The 22,251-nt window shown below is 55.1% G+C and carries 21 protein-coding genes; 15 read left to right on the forward strand and 6 right to left on the reverse strand.

Translation table 11 applies throughout. From position 1 onward, the window contains the following. Positions 1 to 93: 93 nt before the first annotated feature. Positions 94 to 1,038, reverse strand: a complete 945-nt coding sequence (locus EDC14_RS18760; RefSeq protein ID WP_279388782.1) for a TerC/Alx family metal homeostasis membrane protein — start codon at positions 1,036 to 1,038, stop codon at positions 94 to 96. A gap of 240 nt (positions 1,039 to 1,278) precedes the next feature. Continuing rightward, a complete protein-coding gene (locus EDC14_RS18765) occupies positions 1,279 to 2,121 on the reverse strand; it encodes a TerC/Alx family metal homeostasis membrane protein (RefSeq protein WP_132015848.1) in 843 nt (280 codons plus the stop codon). Between the two features lie 446 nt (positions 2,122 to 2,567). Between EDC14_RS18765 and EDC14_RS18770 the strand changes: the two genes are divergently transcribed. Both EDC14_RS18770 and EDC14_RS18775 read left to right on the forward strand, forming a co-directional pair. Then, a complete protein-coding gene (locus EDC14_RS18770; RefSeq protein ID WP_165908128.1) occupies positions 2,568 to 3,716 on the forward strand; it encodes a DUF362 domain-containing protein in 1,149 nt (382 codons plus the stop codon). A gap of 14 nt (positions 3,717 to 3,730) precedes the next feature. Beyond that, positions 3,731 to 4,762, forward strand: coding sequence for a sugar kinase (locus tag EDC14_RS18775; protein ID WP_132015850.1), 1,032 nt, complete (start codon positions 3,731 to 3,733; stop codon positions 4,760 to 4,762). A gap of 18 nt (positions 4,763 to 4,780) precedes the next feature. On the opposite strand, the gene EDC14_RS18780 is transcribed toward EDC14_RS18775, so the two are convergent. Next, the gene (locus tag EDC14_RS18780; RefSeq protein ID WP_132015851.1) at positions 4,781 to 5,770 is read right to left on the reverse strand and encodes a hypothetical protein; all 990 of its coding nucleotides are present in this window, start codon (positions 5,768 to 5,770) and stop codon (positions 4,781 to 4,783) included. Between the two features lie 231 nt (positions 5,771 to 6,001). On the opposite strand from EDC14_RS18780, the gene ruvC reads away from it, so the two are divergent. From ruvC to EDC14_RS18835, 11 genes are all read left to right on the forward strand, one after another. Then, positions 6,002 to 6,490: a crossover junction endodeoxyribonuclease RuvC gene (ruvC, locus tag EDC14_RS18785; RefSeq protein ID WP_132015852.1), complete on the forward strand. Its 489-nt coding sequence runs from the start codon at positions 6,002 to 6,004 to the stop codon at positions 6,488 to 6,490. Between the two features lie 336 nt (positions 6,491 to 6,826). After that, positions 6,827 to 7,429 carry a Holliday junction branch migration protein RuvA gene (gene ruvA / locus EDC14_RS18790; protein ID WP_132015853.1) on the forward strand — a complete coding sequence of 201 codons (603 nt, stop codon included), beginning with the start codon at positions 6,827 to 6,829 and terminating at the stop codon, positions 7,427 to 7,429. Positions 7,430 to 7,447: 18 nt separating this feature from the next. Beyond that, on the forward strand, positions 7,448 to 8,491 hold the full coding sequence (ruvB, locus tag EDC14_RS18795) for a Holliday junction branch migration DNA helicase RuvB (protein ID WP_132015894.1): 1,044 nt from the start codon (positions 7,448 to 7,450) through the stop codon (positions 8,489 to 8,491). A 24-nt stretch (positions 8,492 to 8,515) separates the two neighbouring features. Further along, positions 8,516 to 9,046: an epoxyqueuosine reductase QueH gene (locus EDC14_RS18800; protein WP_132015854.1), complete on the forward strand. Its 531-nt coding sequence runs from the start codon at positions 8,516 to 8,518 to the stop codon at positions 9,044 to 9,046. A 6-nt stretch (positions 9,047 to 9,052) separates the two neighbouring features. Further along, positions 9,053 to 9,277, forward strand: coding sequence for a DUF2905 domain-containing protein (locus tag EDC14_RS18805; RefSeq protein ID WP_132015855.1), 225 nt, complete (start codon positions 9,053 to 9,055; stop codon positions 9,275 to 9,277). Continuing rightward, on the forward strand, positions 9,278 to 10,030 hold the full coding sequence (gene recO / locus EDC14_RS18810; RefSeq protein ID WP_132015856.1) for a DNA repair protein RecO: 753 nt from the start codon (positions 9,278 to 9,280) through the stop codon (positions 10,028 to 10,030). Between the two features lie 219 nt (positions 10,031 to 10,249). Further along, a complete protein-coding gene (locus EDC14_RS18815) occupies positions 10,250 to 10,630 on the forward strand; it encodes a DUF4342 domain-containing protein (RefSeq protein ID WP_132015857.1) in 381 nt (126 codons plus the stop codon). Positions 10,631 to 10,999: 369 nt separating this feature from the next. Continuing rightward, the gene (locus EDC14_RS18820) at positions 11,000 to 11,644 is read left to right on the forward strand and encodes a stage II sporulation protein M (RefSeq protein WP_165908129.1); all 645 of its coding nucleotides are present in this window, start codon (positions 11,000 to 11,002) and stop codon (positions 11,642 to 11,644) included. A 15-nt stretch (positions 11,645 to 11,659) separates the two neighbouring features. Then, a complete protein-coding gene (locus EDC14_RS18825; RefSeq protein ID WP_243663023.1) occupies positions 11,660 to 12,973 on the forward strand; it encodes a glycine--tRNA ligase in 1,314 nt (437 codons plus the stop codon). Between the two features lie 323 nt (positions 12,974 to 13,296). Then, positions 13,297 to 13,581, forward strand: a complete 285-nt coding sequence (locus tag EDC14_RS18830; RefSeq protein ID WP_243663024.1) for a zinc ribbon domain-containing protein — start codon at positions 13,297 to 13,299, stop codon at positions 13,579 to 13,581. 107 nt (positions 13,582 to 13,688) lie between these two features. Beyond that, a complete protein-coding gene (locus tag EDC14_RS18835) occupies positions 13,689 to 16,355 on the forward strand; it encodes a calcium-translocating P-type ATPase, SERCA-type (RefSeq protein WP_132015859.1) in 2,667 nt (888 codons plus the stop codon). Positions 16,356 to 16,462: 107 nt separating this feature from the next. Here EDC14_RS18835 and EDC14_RS18840 read toward each other — a convergent pair whose 3' ends face one another. Beyond that, positions 16,463 to 16,858, reverse strand: a complete 396-nt coding sequence (locus EDC14_RS18840; protein ID WP_132015860.1) for a hypothetical protein — start codon at positions 16,856 to 16,858, stop codon at positions 16,463 to 16,465. Positions 16,859 to 17,374: 516 nt separating this feature from the next. Here EDC14_RS18840 and EDC14_RS18845 point away from each other — a divergent pair. Further along, positions 17,375 to 17,878: a hypothetical protein gene (locus EDC14_RS18845; RefSeq protein ID WP_132015861.1), complete on the forward strand. Its 504-nt coding sequence runs from the start codon at positions 17,375 to 17,377 to the stop codon at positions 17,876 to 17,878. Between the two features lie 93 nt (positions 17,879 to 17,971). Here EDC14_RS18845 and EDC14_RS18850 read toward each other — a convergent pair whose 3' ends face one another. Further along, complete coding sequence (locus EDC14_RS18850) at positions 17,972 to 19,783, reverse strand: DNA/RNA non-specific endonuclease (protein ID WP_132015862.1); 1,812 nt, start codon at positions 19,781 to 19,783, stop codon at positions 17,972 to 17,974. Between the two features lie 324 nt (positions 19,784 to 20,107). Then, positions 20,108 to 21,046: a hypothetical protein gene (locus EDC14_RS18855; RefSeq protein ID WP_132015863.1), complete on the reverse strand. Its 939-nt coding sequence runs from the start codon at positions 21,044 to 21,046 to the stop codon at positions 20,108 to 20,110. Positions 21,047 to 21,549: 503 nt separating this feature from the next. Here EDC14_RS18855 and EDC14_RS18860 point away from each other — a divergent pair. Continuing rightward, complete coding sequence (locus tag EDC14_RS18860; RefSeq protein ID WP_243663025.1) at positions 21,550 to 22,215, forward strand: phosphoribosylanthranilate isomerase; 666 nt, start codon at positions 21,550 to 21,552, stop codon at positions 22,213 to 22,215. The last annotated feature ends 36 nt before the right edge of the window (positions 22,216 to 22,251 follow it).

Below are 22,251 nucleotides of genomic sequence, written 5' to 3' on the forward strand. Positions count from 1 at the left end.
TTTTGTAACCCCAGGGACGTCTCTGCGATCGAAAGAGCATCTGCCGGAACTCCTCACAAGAGAGCCGTCAAATGTTTCTTTTTTATGGCCGAATCAGTTTTTAGCTCTCCCGGCCGATTGAGGCTGTTCACGATGGATGACCGAGGCCAAAATGCTGACGCCCAGGATCGCGAAGATCGTCAAGACCGAAGTTTGAATCGGCACTTCGATCTGGAAGAACAGGATGAGCATCTTGACGCCGGTTAAAACCAGGATCAATGCGACGCCGTATTGAACGTAACGGAAAGCCTGATGGAGCTTTTCCAAAATGAAGTATAGGGAACGCAGCCCCAGGATGGCGCAGATGTTGGAGGTGAAGACGATCAGCGGATCGGTGGTGATCGAAAAGATGGCCGGGATCGAATCAATGGCGAAGATGATGTCCGATGCTTCGATCACGACCAGCACCGCCAGCAAGGGAGTGGCATAGATCATATGCTTTTTGCGGATAAAGAAGCGGTCGCCGCTGAGGGTGGGGGAAACCGGAATGATCTTCCTCAGTAATTTCAGGACGAAACTGTCCTGAAAATTGGCCGCCTCGTCCTTGTGGGTGACCATTTTAATGCCGCTGACCACCAGCAGCGCGCCGAAGATGTATAATACCCAATGGAAGCGGTTGACCACCGCCGCCCCCAGCAGGATGAAGATGAGCCGCAGAATCACCGCGCCGAAGATCCCATAGTTCAATACCCGCCGTTGGTACGGGGCAGGGATCCCAAAGGTGCTGAAAATGAGCAAAAACAGGAAGAGATTGTCCACGCTCAGGCTCTGTTCGATGACATAACCGCCCAGAAATTGCAGGGCTTTCTCGGCTCCCAGCCACCAGTAGATTCCCGCATTCAATAGCAACGATAAACCAATCCAGAAAAAAGTCCATAATAGTGCGCGTTTGATCGGCATGATGCTCTCTCCTTTTATGATATCAAAGTTAAATTTGATTTTTGAAGCCGGACGTGATGGAAAAATGAAGGGATTGTTACATCCCGTATCGCTTATCATCAATCAAAAACCCTGCATCCGACGGTGGAATGCAGAGTTTTCTCAACTTGCGCTGGGAAACCTTGGCGAATGAGTTCTCCGGTGGTGCGCCGCTCGGGGGACTAAACGCAAAGATGCAATCATTACCGGAACAAGGTATTTCACGGATTATTTTACCACGATGGAATTCCCGACTCAAGGCTGGCGATGCCGTGCCCCGTTGGTACGATTGGGTTTCCCATGCCAACCGGTTCCGCGGTTTCACGGACTTTCTTTGGAGACCGGGAGTTTCTCCCGGCAGAATAGCGAAGCCAGGATGCTGACGGCCAAAATGGCGAAGATCACCGTCACGGAAAGGACGATCGGCACCTCGATGTGAAACATCAGGATCAAGAGCTTCACTCCGGTCAGGGTCAGGATCAAGGCGACGCCGTATTGGACGAAACGGAAAAGCTGATGGAGTTTTTCCAGTACGAAATACATTGACCGCAACCCCAGAATGGCCAGGACGTTCGAGGTAAACACGATAAAGGTGTCGGTAGTGATGGAAAAGATGGCCGGGATGGAATCAATGGCAAAAACGATGTCCGAGGCTTCGACCACCGCCAGCACCGCCAAAAGCGGTGTCGCGTATAATACCCGGTCTTTCCGGACGAAAAAGCGGTCGCCTTCCAAAGCCGGGGAGACCGGAATAATTCTCGCCAGAGCCCGTAACGCGAAACTATCCCCGTAATCATTCTTTTCTTCTTTACGGGAGAACATTTTGATGCCGCTGACTACCAGCAAGACTCCGAAAACATACAGGACCCAGTGAAAGCGGTTCACCACCGCCGCTCCCAGTAGGATAAAGAGCAGCCGCAAGATAATCGCGCCGATGATGCCATAGTTCAGAACGCGCCGCTGATAATGGACTGGGATTCCAAAACTGCTGAAAATCATCAGGAACAAAAAGAGATTGTCAATGCTCAGACTCTTTTCGATAATATATCCGCCCAGAAACTGGAGGGCTTTTTCGCTGCCCATAAACCAGTAAACTCCCGCATTGAACAGCAGTGCAATCCCGATCCAAAATAAAGTCCACAAAAGAGCCCGTTTGATCGTCATCTGTTTCTCCCCCGTTGCCCCAATAGTATTCCCGATTAAATCTTTGTTTGATTGCGTCTTTCCTTGGCTGGCGTAATCGATCCGGTTGCAAGGAACAAAAAAACTCCGCATCCGCCGCTGGAATGCAGAGTCTCACAGAACTTACGCCAACAAAGCCGGGTTATGAAACCGTATTGACGACTTTGTTTCCCGCTTACAAACCGGCGGGCCCGTTACTCCCTCTGGAAAAGAAACGCTAGCAAGGAGGACAATCTCCTTACCAAGCTATTCTATCATAACTATCCTGCCAACTCAAGTTGAATTCGGAATGTACCTGGTGAATCACAATGCGTTCCGGGAGAATCCGCGGAAAGCGCGAATGTTCACGTCAAGATCGCAAGAAATTTGCTTTGCATCCGCTGAGCGACATGTTAAAATCGAGGAAACGGGGGAAACGGAGGGCTGCGATGGAACGGGTCTCTTTATTGCAATGCGAATCGTATGGCACAGGGCTCAAGAGTCAACTGGAAAAGTTGTTAGCGCCTTTGGGCGGGCTGGGTTCGTTTTTCCGGCCCGGGGATCGGGTGTTATTAAAACCCAACCTGATCGGTCCCCGTTCGGTGGAGAGCGCGGCGACCACGCATCCGGCGCTGATTCTGGCAATGGCGGAACTGGTCAAGGATTGCGGCGGCCGGGTCGGGGTGGGCGACAGTCCGGGAATCGGCAGCGCCGAGAGTGTCATCAAGCGGCTGGGAATGGAAGCGGCGCTGAAACGCCTGGGCGCCGCGATCGTCGAATTCAACACGCCGGTGGCCTTGGCCGGTTTCGGCCGGGAACTCCCCTTTGAGCGCCGTTACAAGAATTTGTTCATGGCCCGGGAACTGGATGATTTTGATCAGCTGATCAATCTGGCCAAGTTGAAATCGCACGGCCAGATGGGGGTGACGCTGGCGACCAAGAACCTCTTCGGCTGCGTGGTCGGGACCAACAAGGGACGGTGGCATTTCAACGCCGGCAAGGACCTGGACGGTTTCGCCCGCTTGCTGCTGGAGATCGCCCTGACCGCCCGGCCGGGTTTGCATATCGTCGACGGGATCATCGGCATGGATGGCAACGGGCCGTCCAACGGCCGGCCGCGCCAGCTGAACATCCTGGCCGCCGGCGGCAATCCGCTGGCCCTCGATCGCGTGATTGTCGAATTGCTCCAGAAACGGCCGGAGCAATTCCCGCTCTTTGCGGCGGCCCGCGCCCTGGGCCTGCCCGGACTGGAGCTGGCTGAGATCGCGATCGCCGGGGCTGGGCCGGAAACGTTACGGGTGGAAGATTTTCAGATCCCCGCCTTTCACCGGACCCATATCTTCGTGAATGAAACCTTCAGCAGGATCGCTTCCGGTCTGCTCAAGCAGCGGATGCTGCTGGATGAGAAGGCCTGCGTCAACTGCCGCAAGTGCGAGGAGCTCTGTCCGGCGCGGGCCATTTCCTACGCGGGCCGGATCCGGATCGACGACAGCCAATGCATCCAGTGCTGTTGTTGCCAGGAGATGTGTCCGGTGGGCGCGTTGCGGGTCAGCGAACCGTTCACTGTCAAATTGTTGCGCAAGTTGAAAATCATGTGATTTGGGGGATACGTATGGTACAGGCACGAACGGAGAAAGAATTTGCGGTTTTGGGTCTCGGCGAGGTATTGCTGCGGCTTTCGCCGCCCAACAAGGAGCGCATTCTGGCCGGCGAGGTCTTTGAGAAACGGGCCGGGGGCTCGGAGTTGAATGTGGTCTCCGGGATCTCGCTCCTGGGGTTGCGGACCGGCATCGTCACTAAACTGCCGGACAACGAGATCGGCAAATACATCAAAAACCGGATCCGTTTCAGCGGCGTCAGCGATGACTACATCATCTACGATTCCGGCAAAAACGCCCGGCTGGGGATCTATTATTACGAGAGCGGCGCCGCGCCCCGCAAACCGACCGTGGTGTACGACCGCGCCAATTCATCCTTTACGTCTTTGGCCCTGGCGGAGATTCCGGCCGATGTCTATTCCAAAACCGCGGTCTTCCATTTCAGCGGGATCACGATGGCTCTCGGCGCCAACATCCGGGAAGCGTTGCGGGAGATGATCGCCAATTTCAAGGCCAACGGGACGCTGATCTCTTTCGACGTCAACTTCCGGGCCACCCTGTGGAGCGAGGCGGAGGCGCGGGCCGAGATCCTGAAGATCCTGCCTCAGGTGGATATCCTCTTCGTGTCCGAGGAGACGCTGCGCAAGATGTTCGGCCGGACCGGCACGGTGGACGCGATGATGAAGGAGTTCGCCGCCGAGTTCGGCTGCAAGCTGATCGCCACCACCCAGCGGCAGGTGCTCAGCCCCACCCGGCATACCTGGAACTCCCTGATCTATTCCCGGGAGGAGGATCGCTATTACCAGGAGGAGCCGTATCCCGAGATCGAGGTGGTGGACCGGATCGGCAGCGGCGACGCTTACCTGGCCGGCGTGTTGTTCGGCCTCTTGAAATTCGGCGCGATCCAGCCGGCCCTGGAGTTTGGCAACGCCATGGCCGCCATCAAAAACACCATCCCCGGGGACATGCCGGTCAGCGACTTCCATGAGATTCGCAAGGTCATCACCGATCACCAGAGCCATAACAGCAGCGAATTGAACCGCTGATTCCGGGGAAGGCGCGAATTACTCCTCGATGCGGCGGATGAAGCCCGCCAGCAACTCCCGCAGGTTTTTGCCGGTCGCCGTCCCCTGCTCCGTCTCGGGAAGCAGCAGGGTGGCGGTCCGGTACTTCCGGGTTTTCAGCGGCAGGGCCCGGCTGAATTCGCCGGAGTTCTTCTGAAGCAGGGTGATGCCTTTTTGGGCCGCCACTTCCTCGAAAGTCTCTTTCACGAACGGATCGGCGGGCAGCCGCAGCCAGCCTTCGCTCAGCAGCAACTGCAAGTCCTGGCCCGCGGCGCTTCCCAGCGTGATGACGTAGGTCAACTCCGGCCCTCCCTTGAGCGAACGGACCAGTTCCAGCAGTCCCGAGTTTAACGAGGCGGAGCCGGAGAAGAGCAGGGAAACCGTAGTCGTGGCCGGCCGCGCTTTGAAGAGCATCGCCACCAGCTCGGTCAGGGCGGCGCTGTTGATCGGGGAATGCTTCCGCTCCCTGGTCTCGGGCAGCAGCGCCAGCAGCAGCAGCCCGGCCATGGGGATAAACGCCAGGGGCAGCAGGGCCACGGCGCCCCGCAGGTTCAGCCAGTGGGCCAGGAGCACCGCTAGCCCCAACCCCAGGGTCACCAGATAATAAACATGCTCCGACAGGCCGGTGGCCGGGAGGACCCCCTGGCCGCCGCTGGGAACGACGATCACTACTTTTTGAAATTCCTTGCTCCGGGCGGGGATGGTGACCGAGAGGTTTTGGGAGGAACCGGTTTTGACCCGGGCCAGGACGGGCCGGACCAGTTCCGCGGCCAAAAGCAGCCAGGCGATGCCGGTCAGCGCCAGGCCGCCGAACGGCTGGGCATAGCCGGCCAGGACGCCGAGAACGGCAACGGCCGTAAAGACCAGGATGCTGATTCTGTAACTGTACACCGGTATCCGGTGGGTTTCCGGGTTTAATCCCAAGGCGGTTAAGCTTTCTTGAATCGCGCCGAGATGGGTCTGGGGACTGCCGGTCGATGTCGTGGGCATGGTATCGACTCCTTCGTCAAGATTGATAGCCTTATCGGAACGCCATCCGTGCGACGGCGTTTGCTTCTTCCTTCGGATTATTCGACTTCCATCGCATAAATCCTACTGCGGATGATCGGGAATGGCACAATTCTTCGCGGGATCAAGCGGATTTGAGGAACGATTTTCCTGGGCGAGCAGGATTTGCGGCAGTTGAAGCGAATTGGAGGGAGGTGGAGGAGATCACGGATTATGATCATTTTGGGAATCGATCCCGGGACGGCGATTACCGGTTTTGGTGTCATCGCCCACGAGGGAAATCATTTGCGGCGGATCACCTACGGGGTGGTCCGGACCGAGGCCGGCCTGGCGCTGGCTTCCCGGTTGAGCCGGATCTACCGGCAGATTCAGACGATTATTCAGGAGTACCGGCCGGAAGTGGTGGCCGTCGAGGAACTCTTTTTCAATAAGAATGTCCGGACCGCCCTGGCGGTGGGCCAGGCCCGCGGCGTGATTCTATTGGCGGCGGAGACCGCGGGACTGGAGACGGTGGAGTATACGCCGCTCCAAGTGAAACAGGCGGTGGTGGGATACGGCCGCGCCGAGAAGCAACAGGTCCAGGAGATGGTCCGCATGCTGCTCTGCCTTCCGGAGATCCCCAAGCCCGACGATGCCGCCGATGCCTTGGCCATCGCCATCTGCCACGCCCATTCGCGGAAACTGTCCAAGGTGTGTTATTAAAAAGAGGAGACAGCATTGGCGGCTGGGGAAGCTGGGGACGAAAGCCGGGAAAGGGTTCCGCAGGGTTCGGAGGAGCCGCCGGAACTTCCGGCGAACCTTCCGGTGGCTTCGGACGATTGACCGAAGCCTTTGGCAGGCTTTTCGAAGAATTCGGAAGACCGCCCCAAGGCTTTGGAATGCCGTTCGGCGGCTCCGGCGGACCGTCCGCAGCGTCCGGCAAGCCTGCCACGGCCTTGGGAAGAGCTTGCGGAGCATTCGGAGCCTCTCCGGCAGAATATCGGAGCACCCAGCAATATTGGAAATTTTAGATGAGCCATCAAATTTGGAGGGGATTCGATGATCGCCACGCTTACCGGAAAAGTGCAGAGCGTCAGCGGCGAAAGTTGTGTGATTGATGTGAACGGCGTCGGGTATCAGGTTTTTATGCCGCTCCCGGCCCTGGAGACGATCAGCCGGACCGGGGAACCGGTGCGGGTTTTCACCCATTTTCACCTGCGCGAGGATGGCGCGGCGCTGTTCGGGTTCTTGACGCCCGAGGACAAGGCGGTTTTTGAGAAGATCATCGGCGTGTCGGGGATTGGTCCCAAGACCGCCCTGGCGGTGCTGGGGACGCTCTCCGGCGGCCGGTTCGCCGAGGCCGTTCATAACGAGGACCACCGGGTGCTGACCAGCGTCTCCGGGATCGGCCTCAAGACGGCCCAGCGGCTGATCCTGGAGCTCAAAGGCAAGCTGGTGCGCGTCAGCGGCGCCAATGAGGCCGGCCAGAAAGCCGGGGCCGGCTTTGACAGTTCCTTCGGCGACGCGGTGGACGCCCTGGTCTCACTGGGGTATCCTCAGAAAGAGGCGGTGACGGCCATCGAAACCCTGACCGCCGCCGAGCCCGGCCTGACCACCCCGGAATTGGTGCGCCGCGCCTTAAAAAATCTAGGCAGAAAGTGAATGGAATAATCCATGGAAATGGAAGAAGAGCGGATTGTCAGCGCTTTAAAACAGATCAACGACGACAGCGAGTTCAGCCTGAGACCCCGCAACTTTGCGGAGTATATCGGCCAGCCGCGCGTTAAGGAGAATATGCAGGTCTTCATCCAGGCCGCCAAGGCGCGGCGCGAGTCCCTGGATCATGTGTTGCTCTACGGCCCGCCCGGCCTCGGCAAAACGTCGCTGGCCCACATTATCGCCAATGAGCTGCAGGTGCACATCCGGATCACCTCGGGCCCGGCCATCGAACGCCCGGCCGATCTGGCGGCGATCCTGACCAACCTGGAGCCCAGCGACGTGCTGTTCATCGACGAGGTGCACCGGCTGAACCGCGCGGTGGAGGAGGTGCTCTACCCGGCGATGGAGGATTTCGCCCTGGACATCATCATCGGCAAGGGACCCAGCGCCCGGTCGGTCCGGATCGACCTGCCCCGTTTCACGCTGGTGGGAGCGACCACCCGGGCCGGATCGCTGTCGGCCCCGTTGCGCGACCGCTTCGGGATCATCAACCGGCTGGAGTTTTATGCTCCCGAGGATCTGCAAAAGATCATCGAACGTTCGGCGGAGATCCTGAAGATCGAGATCGAAAAGTCAGGCGCCCTGGAGATCGCCCGCCGTTCGCGGGGCACGCCCCGGATCGCCAACCGGCTCCTGAAACGGGTCCGCGACTATGCCCAGGTCAAGACGGGCGGGGCGGTCACCGCCAACACCGCCGATCAGGCGTTGCGGATGCTGGAAGTCGACGCCCTGGGGCTGGACCGGATCGACCGCACGGTGCTGCTGACGATCATCGATAAATTCGACGGCGGCCCGGTCGGCCTGGATACCATCGCCGCCTCCATCGGCGAGGAGTCGGAGACCATCGAGGATGTTTATGAACCGTACCTGTTGCAGATCGGTTTCATAAACCGGACGCCGCGGGGGAGAATAGCTACCAGGCTGGCCTATGATCATCTGCACCGTTACTACAAGCCCTGCCCCGCCCCGGCCCGGCAGGACGGGTTGTTTGAGGAATCGCAATGAAAGCGTTGAAAGGAGTGACGGGAGATGAAACTCTTGCTCCATGCCTGTTGCGGGCCTTGTTCCTGTTATACCACGCAGCAGTTGACCGAAGAGGGCTTCGAGCCGACGCTCTTCTTTTTTAATCCCAATATCCATCCCTACCAGGAGCAGTTGCGCCGCCGCGACGGGCTGCGGCAGCTGGCCGAGGTGCGCGGATTGCCGCTGGTCGAGGAGCCCGGCTACGAATTGGAGGAGTTTTTGGCCCAGGTCGCGGCGGAGCCCGCGCAACGCTGCGCCAAATGCTACCGGATCCGCCTGGCCCGCACCGCGGCCAAGGCCAAGGAGCTGGGGTTCGAGCGTTTCGGGACCACCCTTTTGATCAGCCCTTACCAGAATCGGGAACTGCTGATCGCGACCGGCCGGGAGTTGGCTCAAGGATTTGGCTTGCAATTTCACGACGCGGATTTCCGGCCGGGTTTCCGGCAGAGCCAGGCGATGGCCAAAGAGCTGGGTCTCTACCGGCAAGGCTATTGCGGCTGCGTTTACAGCGAGAAAGACCGTTACTACAAAGGGTGAGCGGGTATGAATGAGCTGTCCGGATTGGGCAAGATCCTGGTGGCGCTGGGCCTGGTCATCGCCGGCCTCGGGGTATGGTTGTGGCTCGGCGGCAAGATCCCGGGGTTTGGGCGTCTCCCCGGCGACATTCTGATCAAGCGGGGCAATTTTACCTTCTACTTCCCGCTGGCCACCTGCATTCTGGTGAGCATCGTGGTGACCCTTATTCTGGCGTTATTCCGGAGACATTAGATGAGTTTATATCGGACCAAAGCCCTCGTCTTAAAATGCCGCAACTTCGGCGAGGCCGACCGGGTGCTGGTGCTCCTCAGCGAGGACCACGGCAAGCTGGAGGCCGTGGTGAAAGGCGCGCGCCGGCCCCGCAGCCGGTTCGTGGGGAACACTCTGCCTTTCAATCTCCTGCAGACGCTGTTGTTGACCGGGAAGAGCCTGGAGACCTTGAGCCAGGCCGAGCTGCTTCATTCCTTTTCCAGCCTGCGCGAAGACTTGATCCGGATGGCCTATGCCAGTTTCTGGGCGGAGCTGGTGGACCGTTTTGTGCCGGAGCGGGAGGAGGCGCGGGAGATCTTCCGTTTTCTGCTGGCGGCTTTCGTCACGCTGGAAGGGGATCATGATCCGGGCTTGCTGAATCTGGCCTTTCAAGCCCGGCTGTTGAATTACCTCGGATACCAACCGGAGCTTGATGGTTGCGTGGGATGCGGCACGGCGGAGGCGGACTTTCGTTTCTCCGCGCAGGCGGGCGGGTTGGTCTGCCCGGAGTGCCGGGAGCAGTACCGGGATCTGATACCGGTCGACCGGGTGCTGATCGACGGGTTGCAGCGGATCGCCGTCACCGACCTCCGCCAATTGGCTCAATTGGACCTGACCAGCGGCCAGCGCCAATCCTTGTTGCGACTCTTGCGCTCCTTCATCGAAGCCCGGATGGATCAGCCTCTCAAATCCCAACTATTCCTCGATCACTTGCTTTCCTCCACCTCTCCTTGAGTTGATTTTCCGCCCGGAACGATGCCGTTGAATGGCTTGGCCTCCTATTGTAGTGAGAATAGCCGGGTCCGGCATCGGGTAATCTATAGGTATGGGATAATAGGATTCCAAGGTGAAAGTAAATTCCGCTATTGTCTTCTCCCAGCCATGATGGGCAAGGATGGGAAAGCATAACCAGACTGTTCGGTGCATGATTATTGGGATAGGGAGGTGAATGGTATGGATAATTTAGAAAAGGTCGACCTGGTCCGGGAACGGATGGATGTCAGCTACGAAGAGGCAAAACGGGCTCTGGAAGCCACCAATTGGGATGTGGTGGAGGCGATTATCAAGATCGAACAGGATTCGCGCAGCGCGAAGGAGGAGATCTTCGTGCGCGGCAGTGAGTTGGTGGATAAAGTCAAGGAACTGATCCGCAAAGGCAACGTCTCGAAGATCCGCGTCAAACAGGAGGATAAGGTGCTGGTGGAAGTGCCGGTCACCGCCGGGGTGGTCGGGGCGCTGCTTGCGCCGCAACTGGCGATCATCGGAGCAGTGGCCGCCCTGGTCAGCCGGTGCACGGTGGAAATTGAACGGATCGACTCCGATGTCTACCATTGACAGATGAGGGATCAATTTGATATATTGTCGAGTAGGCGATTCGTTGCCGCCAACATTTCCATATGGGCGATGAAGAAGAGAATTACCAAACTGTAAAGGGTTCAGAGAGCCGGGGGATGGTGCGACCCGGACCACTGCGTTTGGGAAAGGCGCTTTGAGCTATTGAAAGAAGTGGGCTCTCCGAGCCAAGCAGGGTGGAACCGCGGGAAACCTCTCGTCCCTGAAAAGGGATCAGGTTTCTTTTTTTATTCTCAAAAACCGCGATGGTATTGAAATTTTCCGGTCGCCATAATAATGATCCAGGGCGATTAAAAAGTCGGATTCGCCCGGCCGGTGGACGGAAAATCGGCAAAACGTAAGGGGGATATGATGACGGAGTTTGGAACGAAGCTCAGACAGTTATTGAAAAGAGATCGACGGTTGTTTCTGATCCTGGGGTTATTATTGGTGGGAGGAGCCTGGCTGGGAGAGCTGCTGCCCCGCCTGAATCCGGAGGCCGCCCGCGACATCGAACGGATGGCGCTGGAACATTTCGGAGAGATTGCCCGCAGGATGAAAGGAGCTTCGTTATTCGTTCAGATACTGGTGATCTGGGTGAACAATATCTCAGCCTCGATCCTGGCGTTTTGCGCGGGGCTGATCTTTCCGCCCGTTCCCATCCTGATGTTGGCCGGCAACGGCTTGTTGATCGGCGTGTTTCAAAATTACACGGAGGCCCACGCCGGTTTAAGCGTGGCCCAATATTACCTGGGGTTGTTGCCGCACGGCATCTTTGAACTGCCGGCCTATATCATCGCCATTGGCCTCGGGTTCCGGTTCGGCATGATTCCTTACCGGTTAATCCGGCATTATCTTACGACCAAAGAACATCTGCCGCTTTTCCGGGAATTCCTCGGCGAATTACGATATTACGCTATCTTCCTTTTTATTCTTTTCACTGTCGCCGCCGCGGTGGAGGTGGCCGTTACCCCTTATGTAATGCAGCTTTTTTTAAAATATCCCATATCAATTTGATCAGGAGGGTTTACGATGTCGGAAATTCAAGCAACCACCACGATGGACAAGATTGTCTCATTGTCTAAACGGCGTGGCTTCATCTTTCAATCCAGTGAGATCTACGGTGGATTGAACAGTTGCTGGGACTACGGCCCACTCGGCGTCGAGCTGAAGAACAATGTCAAACAGGCCTGGCGGCGCAAGGTCATTCAGGAACGCGACGACATGGTCGGATTGGACGCCAGCATTCTGATGCATCCCCGGGTCTGGGAGGCCAGCGGCCATGTCGCCGGCTTTACCGATCCTTTGGTGGACTGCAAAGTCTGTAAGCAGCGGTTCCGCGCCGATCATCTGGAGGGCGACAAGTGTCCGGCCTGTGGCGGCGAACTCACCGAAGCGCGCCAATTCAACCTGATGTTCAAGACCTTCATGGGTCCGGTCGAGGACAATGCGGCAGTGGTTTACCTGCGACCGGAGACCGCGCAAGGGATCTTCGTGAACTTCAACAATGTCCAAACCACTACCCGGATGAAACTGCCTTTCGGCATCGCCCAGGTTGGCAAGTCCTTCCGGAATGAGATCACCCCGGGCAACTTTACCTTCCGGACGCGCGAGTTCGAGCAGATGGAGATCGAATATTTCGTCAAACCCGGCACGGATGAACAGTATCACAAGGAGTGGATCGATCGCCGGTTCCAATGGTACCTCGACCTCGGCATCACCAAGGAACGGCTTCGCCTGCGCGAGCATGCCGCCGACGAATTGGCCCATTATGCCAAAGGCTGCTTTGACATCGAATATTATTTCCCGATGGGCTGGTCGGAGCTGGAGGGCATCGCCAACCGCACCGATTTCGATCTGAAACGCCATGCCGAATACAGCGGACAACGGATCGATTATTTCGATCAGGAAGCTAATGAGCATTACGTACCTTATGTGATCGAGCCGTCGGCCGGAGCCGACCGGGGCACGCTCGCGTTCCTATTGGATGCTTACCATGAGGAGCCGGACAAGGATGAAGTACGGGTGGTTTTGAAACTCCACCGGGCCTTGGCCCCGTATAAGGTGGCGATTCTACCGCTCTCCAAGAAAGAGCCCCTGGTGGCCGTGGCCAAGGAGATCGAACAGGAGCTGCGGAAGTACTGGATGGTGGATTATGATGATTCCAAGGCGATTGGCCGGCGCTATCGTCGCCAGGACGAGATCGGGACCCCCTATTGCGTGACGATTGACTTCCAAAGCTTGGAGGATAAAGCAGTCACGGTGCGGGATCGGGACACCATGGAGCAGGAACGGATCCCCATGGCAGAACTTTCGAAATATCTGTGGGAGAAGCTCGCCTGGTAGTCGGGGAACGCCCGCAAGAACGGTCAGTCCGGGTTCTTTCAAATGAACCTCTTGACAGGACTGACGGGATCGGATAATATTTTCTTGTTAAGAGGGAGTAGTTATGATTACAAAGTCAACAGCATGGTAAAGACGTTCGGGTCTTGCCTGGCTTTGTAACCTAAGTTTCTTAGGAAACGAGACTTTTAACGTAATCTTCGGATTATGTTAAAGGTCTTTTTTTATATTATGATTTAGGAAATTTTGGGAATGGGCGATCGCTGAGTTGCCGTAAGGCGTACCGGAAGAGCCTGGCATTTTGAAGAAGGAAAGGAGTGCAATCATTGGATTTTCTGGAAGATCTTTTTGAAGGGCTCGAAAGAAAGAAACATAAGCAGCGGGGGGATGATTACAAACGGCACGGCATGCCAGCGGAGCCCGTGGGGCATGATAATTTGAGTGTCGAAGCCGGCGGAACCTGTCACCAGTGTTCGAATCGCCTGCAACCTTCCTTTAAATTCTGTCCTGAATGCGGTGCTAAGGTTCCACAACCGAGATTCTGCACCCATTGCGGGACAAAGCTCGCCGAAACCGGAGCGTTCTGTCCGGGCTGTGGCGAAAAGGTCTGAAAATAAAATTCAGTTCGTATCGATGGCTTAGAAACCAAGTCCGATTTCTAGCCGGACTTATCTTTGGGGAAAGGGAAATGAATTCAATCATCTGGCGGGAGGAAACGATGGAAAATCTGAAAAATCCACCTCTATACCATACGATGGAGCCGAGTGAGGTTTTGAAGGCTTTAGAAACGAAGTCCAGCGGATTATCGGAAAATGAAGTATTACGACGACGGGCTGTTTATGGACAGAACGAGTTAGATGAGGGCAAGCGCAAAACAGTTTGGTCCATGTTCCTGGAGCAGTTTAAAGACTTAATGGTGATCATTCTGCTGGTCGCCGCAGCGATCTCCGGCTTCATGAAGGAATTGACGGATACGTTCATTATCTTGATCGTCGTACTCATCAATGCCATCCTGGGAGTAGTGCAAGAGAGCAAAGCTGAAAAAGCGTTGGCGGCATTGAAAAAGATGTCTTCGCCCTATGTGAAAGTAAAACGGAATGACGAGACCTATCAGATCCGGACCGAAGAGTTGGTTCCCGGCGATGTGGTGTTGCTGGAGGCCGGTGATTTCGTACCGGCGGATCTGCGCCTGTTGGAGAGCGTGAGCCTGAAGATTGAGGAAGCCGCCCTGACCGGCGAATCAGTGGCGGTGGAGAAGATGACTGCCGCCATCCCGGAGGCCGATATGGTAATCGGCGACCGCAAAAATATGGCTTTCTCGGGAAGCAGTGTGACTTATGGGCGTGGAACGGGTGTCATCACCGCGACCGGGATGAAGACGGAAGTTGGCAAGATCGCCGCGCATATTGCCAGTCATGAGACTCAGGAAACACCGCTTCAGAAAAAACTGGCGGAGATGAGCAAATACCTGACAGTGGGGATCATCATCGTCTCCGTAATCATTTTCATCGCCGGCGTGGTTCAAGGCAGAAACGGCCTGGAGATGTTCTTGATCGCAGTCAGTCTGGCGGTGGCGGCTATCCCGGAGGGATTGCCGGCGGTAATCACCATCGTGTTGGCCCTGGGTGTGCAAAAGATGGCCAAACGGAACGCCATCGTCCGAAAGTTGGATGCCGTGGAGACGCTGGGAAGTACCGAGATTATCTGCTCCGATAAGACCGGCACACTAACGCAGAATAAAATGACCGTTCAGGAAATTTACGTCAACGGAATGAATCTCGCGGCCGCAGATCGAGCGGCGGACCATTCTGACGAGGCTTTCTTTCAGATATTAGCGCTGTGCAATGATTGCCGGATCAAACGGACTGGCGACGGACAGGTTGAAGTGCAAGGCGATCCGACCGAAGTTGCGCTCGTTCAATATGCGGCAGATGCGGAGTATCCCAAGGATCAATTGGACAATTCGTACCGGCGGCGTTCGGAATTGCCGTTTGACTCGGAACGGAAACTGATGTCCACTGTGAACCAGCTGGGTGATGGACTGCGGGTCATGACCAAGGGCGCCCCGGATTTACTGCTCGAACGTTGCAATCGAATGCTGTTGCCGGAAGGAATCGTGCCGCTCACCGATGAAAAGCGGCAAGCGATTCGGGACGCTAACCGGATAATGGCCGGCAAGGCGTTGCGGGTGTTAGGAACCGCTTGGAAAGATATTGCGCAGCTTCCGGAACGGCCGAGTACTGATAATTTGGAGCAGGAGCTGATCTTTGCCGGATTGGTCGGAATGATCGACCCGCCCCGGCCAGAGGCCCGCGCCGCGGTAGCGGTTTGCCGCAAAGCGGGGATCCGGCCGATCATGATTACAGGCGACCATCGGGATACCGCCGCCGCCATTGCCAAGGATTTGGGCATCTTAACGGAGGAGAGCGGGATTATCACCGGCAGTGAATTGAACCTGATCCCCGACGACCAATTCAACGAGCAGATCTCGCGGTACTCGGTATACGCCAGAGTGTCGCCGGAGCATAAGGTGCGGATTGTGAAAGCCTGGCAGAACAAAGGGAAGATCGTGGCCATGACCGGAGACGGGGTCAATGACGCGCCGGCTCTGAAAACTTCGGATATCGGAGTGGGAATGGGAATCACCGGAACCGACGTGGCCAAAGGCGTCTCCAACATGGTGCTGGCGGACGATAATTTCGCCACGATCATCATTGCGGTGGAAGAAGGCAGAAAGATCTACAGCAACATCCGGAAAAGCATTCAATTTTTGCTCTCGTCCAACTTGGGCGAGGTCGTCACCCTGTTCCTCGGAACGATGCTCAACTGGACAGTGCTGTTACCGATCCACATCTTATGGGTCAATTTGGTGACGGATACCTTCCCTGCTTTAGCCCTGGGCGTGGAGAAAGCTGAACAAGACGTGATGACGCAGCCGCCGCGCAAGGCCGGCGCCAGCTTTTTTGCGGACAGGGTGGGAGTCAACATCATTTATCAGGGAATCCTAAAAGGGCTGATTACGCTAGGGGCCTACTTTATCGGGATCACCTATTATTCGCACGAAATTGCCACTACCATGACCTTTGCGACCCTGGGCCTGATCCAATTGACGCACTCCTTCAATGTCCGCTCCAATACAAAGTCATTGTTTCAACTGGGGATCGGGACCAACGGCTATTTGATCGTAGCCAATCTGGTTTCGGCATTGCTCCAGGTATCGGTGATCCTGATCCCGTTTTTGAATGATCTTTTTAAGGTGGAACAGTTAAATCTGACGCAATGGCTGATCGTAATCTTGGCCTCGTTCTCGATCATTCCCATCGTGGAGGCGGTCAAATGGTTCGAGCGTAGGTTGGATGAGGGAAAACAAATTGTGGAATCATAAAATCTCAACATTCGCAGATTAAATATACCAGTAAACCCTCGCAGTCATAGGTATAGCATCATGACAAGAAATTATCTTGACATATATAAAAATAAGTGATTGGGCTTCTATGTAAAAAAATAAACAAATGAATGGATGCGATTGAGGTCGATGGGGACTATTCCTGCCCCCACACCATCGGCTTTTATCGCCTTCCTGGCAAAGCCGATTTTTTGGACTTCCATGTCCTGACCCCAGGACCAAAGGGTGTAGTGGGACACCCTTTGGAATCCGCCCACTTGGAACCGAGGTTCCAAGACCTCCTCATTCATCCGGGGTTTTAGCATGTCGCCGCCATCCCTGGCATTTCGACTGGCAACCAAGTGTAGGCTTCCGCTGACGACCGCAGGTTTTTCATCCACGAAAATATGCGTCGTCCGCCTTCTTCCCTGAAGGCGGTTACTGTTTCGTAAGCTAAGGGCTTCTAACGACTTTTGAGTTTGATTAAAAACCAGAAAAGACAAAATAGCACCCGTCTCCATGGAGGGAGTCGGCGCCGCTTCTTTTCCAATGCAACGACATTATTCCTCGAGTATAGATGATTTGCGAAAATAACGAACGCTTTACCGTTTTTTTGCAAATCATGTGATTTACGATAATGTCGTTGCATAGGAGGATGAAAAACAGCGGTCGGGAACGGAAGCCATGACCTGGTTGCCAGACAGATGGCCAGGGATGGCGAAGACGTTCTAGAACCGGGATGAATGAGGGAGGTTTGGAATCCGTAGGTTCCAACGGTTTTTTGGTTACTTTTTTACCGCTAAAAAAGTAACCCGCCGCCGGAACCGTGGGCCAAAGGAACAAGCATCCATAAGTTTTTCCCCCACAACATTCAATATCAGTTCTGCTTTTAGGCCGTTTGTCAAGCTAACTTTCTATTTTTGCTTTTATGCTTATGTATCTATGGCTTTGTTTGCTTTTTTCTCTGCGAAAGTTGAGTAAAATGATTTTAAGTTTTCCGAAAAGAAAGGCTGCCTCGCGTGGAGGCGGCCTTTTCTTCTCGGAAAACTGAGTATCAACTTAGCTCCCGCTCACTCTTTGACTTAACCAGTTTTAGCTGCGCTTCCCAGACTTATCCACAGTCAAGACCATTAACTAGGTTAAACGGTTCCGTTTATCCACAAAACCAGCTTGCTCATCCACAAAAAGAGCTTGCTGAACGACAGAGCAAGCTTGCTCATCCACAAAACCAGCTCGCTCATCCACAAAAAGAGCTTGTTGAACGACTGAGCAAGCTCGCTTATCCACAAAACCAGCTCACTCATCCACAAAAAGAGCTTGCTGAACGACTGAGTAAGCTTGCTCATCCACAAAACCAGCTCACTCATCCACAAAAAGAGCTTGCTGAACGACTGAGTAAGCTTGCTCATCCACAAAACCAGCTCGCTCATCCACAAAAAGAGCTTGCTGAGCGATTGAATGAGCTCTTTCCGTCATCCAAAGCGATCCGTGATTTCCAAAACGTTTCGAAATGCCCGGTATAAAAGGAAGGCACTGCGATCCCTTATCCGATTCGGACGGTTTTAAGCCGGAGCGTTCCTGCAGCCGAGGTTGGGAACGCTCCCCTGTGACGTTGGCTAGAGCCGGATATCCTCGGGATGCTCGATCAGGTGTCCCACGGCGGCTTCTTTCCGACCTATCGGGTCATGCTGGCGCAATGTATTGAAGTCCAGGCCCGTCAGTCCTTCAATGACGGCGACCGGAACTTGATACGTCTTATACTGGCCGTAAGCGAATTCCAGGTCATCAAGGAGATTTTTCTGCGTCTGCAGGTAGGCGGTAGCCGATAGGTTGCCATCTTCCTTCACGATCACCGCGACCTTCCAAAACTCGGCCGGAATCCGGAATTTTCCGCGATAAAGCATATCGTCGCCGCGAAATACGGGACCGGTAAAGACGGAGACTTTCAGACGGGATTGACCGGCGTTCTTCAGAATATATTCCTCCAGGTCAAGCCAGGTTCGCTGATTCAAGTATTTGTGCTGCGGCGCGCAGTTGGTAAAGTGAAAAGTATCTTCGTTGGCTATGGCCGCCGCTTCGCCCCAGACAGGATCCAACCGCCGCACCAGATGACCCCGGTCCAGTTCATTGTGCTCGTATAAAGCCGGGCCGCACTGATATTTCTGGGCGATGCGGGGATCGAAGTGCCATGTATCGGCATTACGGCTGAGATTTTGCAGTTGGGAGCCGTCGATATTGACCGCGGTATAGTAGGCCAGCCGCCGGGAGCGGCTCATCACAATGGAGAAGTGTGTATAGTCCAACACCCTGCCGCCGTCCTTTAAAGGCGCGATATCCGCTTCGAGTGAGGGACTGAGGATTGGCAGCGGTACTTCGAACGAATCGCCTAGAAATTGCGGATCGTATCCGGTCAAGTTCCGATACCATTCGGCGCCTAGATCCACCACCTGGAGCGGCTCGGCTTCAGGCGCCGAACCCGCTTTGACGGCAGCGTCGGCGAGGAGAGGTTCCAAAAGCTGTTGCTGTTCCGCGTTGAAAGTGGGCCGTTGCGAACTGACAAACTTGAGAATGCTGCTGATGCGGATGCCTTCATTGGCAATGTACTTGGTGTCGTCATGGGGATCGGGGACCCCGGAGTGGTGAAGGGCGATCACCAGCCAATCGTCATTGAAGACCGGGGAGCCGGACGATCCCGGCAAAGTATCGGTGGTATAATGCAGGAAATCGTCAAATACATCCGTGATGCGGTTTTCACGAATAGCCACGGCCTTGGGGGCTCCCGACGGATGTTGGATGATGGAGACATACTCGCCCAGCAGCGCCTTGCCGGATTTGCCGCGCAACGGCAGATGGCCGAATTCGCTCAATTTGCTGCCATCACTGGAGCTCTCCTCCACCGCGACCAGCGTGAAGTCGAGTTTCCGGTCCGTCAGGAAAAAACGTTCCGGAATGAAACGAAAACTTTTGGCTTGGCGGGGCATAAGGTTCAGATCGACTTCGTAATTGAATTGGGCAAGGCTAAATCGAGCGCTGTCCGAATCCTCCAAGACGTGATTGTTGGTGAGCAACAGGGCCGGGGTGACAAGAAAACCGGTGCCATGGCCGAGGACTCTGCCGATGCGATCGCGGATTTCGATCCGGCAGACGGGATGGCTTGCCTTGAGTCCAGCCTCCAGATAGGAAATGGGGAAAAGATCGCTCTCGCCGATCAGCCGTTCCATGGCGAGTCCGTCCCGGGGATCAATCAATTCCTTGCGGACCGCCGCCCGGAGTGGCGTATCCACTTCGAGCGAACTCCTGGTAAGAAGCTCCTGCTGAGTTTTTTCCCGTTGACGAGTCCTCCGGATGTAACGATTCAAAGCGTCGCGTTGCTGCGTCATCAAGCGTTCTTGCAAGAATTTCAGACACGGTTCGGTTAGAAGGGACATGGGGGCGCCTCCTTATCAGCTAAAATACGGTTGATGCCTCAACGGTTGCGGGCGGGCATTGATATCGATGAAAAGAGGTACTTTAGTTTATATGGCGGGCAATCTTATCCATATTATGGAATTGATTATTTATTATATCAAAATGGAACGGATAATTCGAGATACTGGAGGCACGTTTTGGCTTTAAGCTTTCGAAAACCAGATTGAGAAGCTTGACTGCTTCCTTTGGAATACTGACCCGATATTTTCATGCGAAAACGGGCTGTACCCGGAGAAGGGACAGCCCGTTGCTTTTCGAATGAACTCGTGTCCGTGGCGGCACTTTCAAGATTTCTCGCGGACGCCCAATTCCACCAGTTCAACCAGCAAGCGGAAATTTCCATTGGTCGCGGTGGGTTTCACAAGTTTTAACACATACTTATTGTCCTTTTTAGCGTCGTAGGAGTCGGTTAAACGGATGGTCTGGTTAAATTGGAAGAAATTCTCGTGATAATTGCAGTATACCCGGTCGTCTTCGGTAAATTGGCCATCCAGATTCCAATCGAATATGTAAAAACCGATCTTTTTGGTCCCGGCCATCTTTTCGGCGTATAAACACTGGCGCGCTCCGATACAGATCTGGGATTTGCCTTTCAGCGTGAGGCTGTCATACTCATAATAACCGCGATCGTCCAGGACAAAATTGCCCTTTTTATCCGTTTCCCGGTCGGCGACGGAATTAACCTCGTAGGTGCTGCTCACGATATAGTCGCACCCGGTGTCCGCGTCAAAAAAAGTGATCTTAAACTCTCCGCTGCGGGAAAGATAATGGCGTTCCTGGTCGTTCCCGTTATCCAGCCGGTTGTTCCAGTCGTCTCCCGTGTCGGATTGCTTCATCACGAAGAACTTCACCCGGCGATGCGTGTTATAATTGTAAAGCTGGGTCTGAAAGCCCGGGAAATCATTGGACTCGATATAATGAAAATTGGCAAAAGGGGAAAAGCCTCCTTGAAATCGGCTGACAAAGAGGTAATCGGTCTTTCCGATGCGCAATGTTTGATCCAGCGCTAGATCGCTGCGAATTTCATACAGCCGGCTGCTGGGAGAGATATTATAGCGGGTGGGATCGGTTTGGGCGATAATCCGATACCCCCAACCGGCATTGGACATTGCCAACGGTATCTCGCCGGAGAGATCCACCACCCCCAGCTCATCAGTACACCCCGCCATCAACAGTGAAAAGCCAACGATGAACAGTAAAAGCCAACCCCAATGTTTGCGCATGAACGCAACCCCCTTCGAAAGTTCTGTAAGTACTGGAATGACGAAGTCTGACGATGCTTTGTTCAACAGCAGGAATATTTATGAATGAAAATATGACCGATCCCAGCGATTGAATATTTTACCTTTTTTCATCGTATCATATCTTTCTCAAAAAAGCCACTGCTTGACGGAATGGAGCGGCTGATGTACGATATAGCCGACTCAAGCAACGAAAGCGGTCTGATTTTGGATGGCCTAAAAGCGTTGTGATAAACCCTGTCCGAAGGCCAGGGTGAACACAAAAGCTCAGAGAAGCAAGGGATAAAGTCGTTTTTAATTCCTTTTGCAAGCTGATTCCCATTTCGAAAGACTTTATCACATGGCTTCTAATAAGTTTCCGGAGACCTTCGAGACCGACGCGGCGATTCAGGAGGCCATCCGCATGGCGAAGACCAACTGAGAAACTGGCCGGCAAAGAGCTTGATTTCTCGATTTGCGAGATGATTGAAAAGAGGTTGAAATCATTGGAATTCACGCCGATACCCCGGGTGAAGATTTGCTGCATTAGCACTGTGGAAGAAGCGAGGTTGGCCGTCAAATACGGCGCCGCCGCCGTCGGTCTGGTGGGGCCGATGCCGAGCGGCCCCGGCATCATCCCCGATGAACGGATCCGGGAGATTGCGGCGGCGGTTCCGCCGCCCGTCGCCACCTTTCTGTTGACCAGCGAAGTGGAACCAGTCCGCATCATCGAGCACTACCGGAGAACCCGGACCAACACCATCCAGTTGGTCGACAGGCTCGCTCCCGGCGCGCATCAAGCGATTCGGGCCGAATTGCCTGGCGTGAAGCTGGTACAGGTGATCCACGTCCAGGACGAGGGGGCGATCGCCGAGGCTTTGGAAGCGGCCGCTCATGTCGACGCGCTGCTTCTCGATTCGGGCAATCCGAATCTGGCCGTGAAAGAGCTGGGCGGCACCGGCCGGATCCACAATTGGGAGATCAGCGCCGCGATCCGACGCCAGGTGGCGCTGCCCATCTTTCTGGCGGGCGGACTCACGCCTGAAAACGTAGGGCAGGCTATCGCGACGGTCGGCCCGTTCGGAGTCGATGTCTGCAGCGGAGTACGGAACCAGGGAAAGCTCGATCTGGGCCGGTTGAAGCGTTTCTTTGCGGCTGTGCGCTCGGAATAAATTGCCCCCCCACGGGTTGTTGGCCGCCCAATCTTT

This window comes from Hydrogenispora ethanolica, assembly GCF_004340685.1.
Lineage (GTDB): Bacteria > Bacillota > UBA4882 > UBA8346 > UBA8346 > Hydrogenispora > Hydrogenispora ethanolica.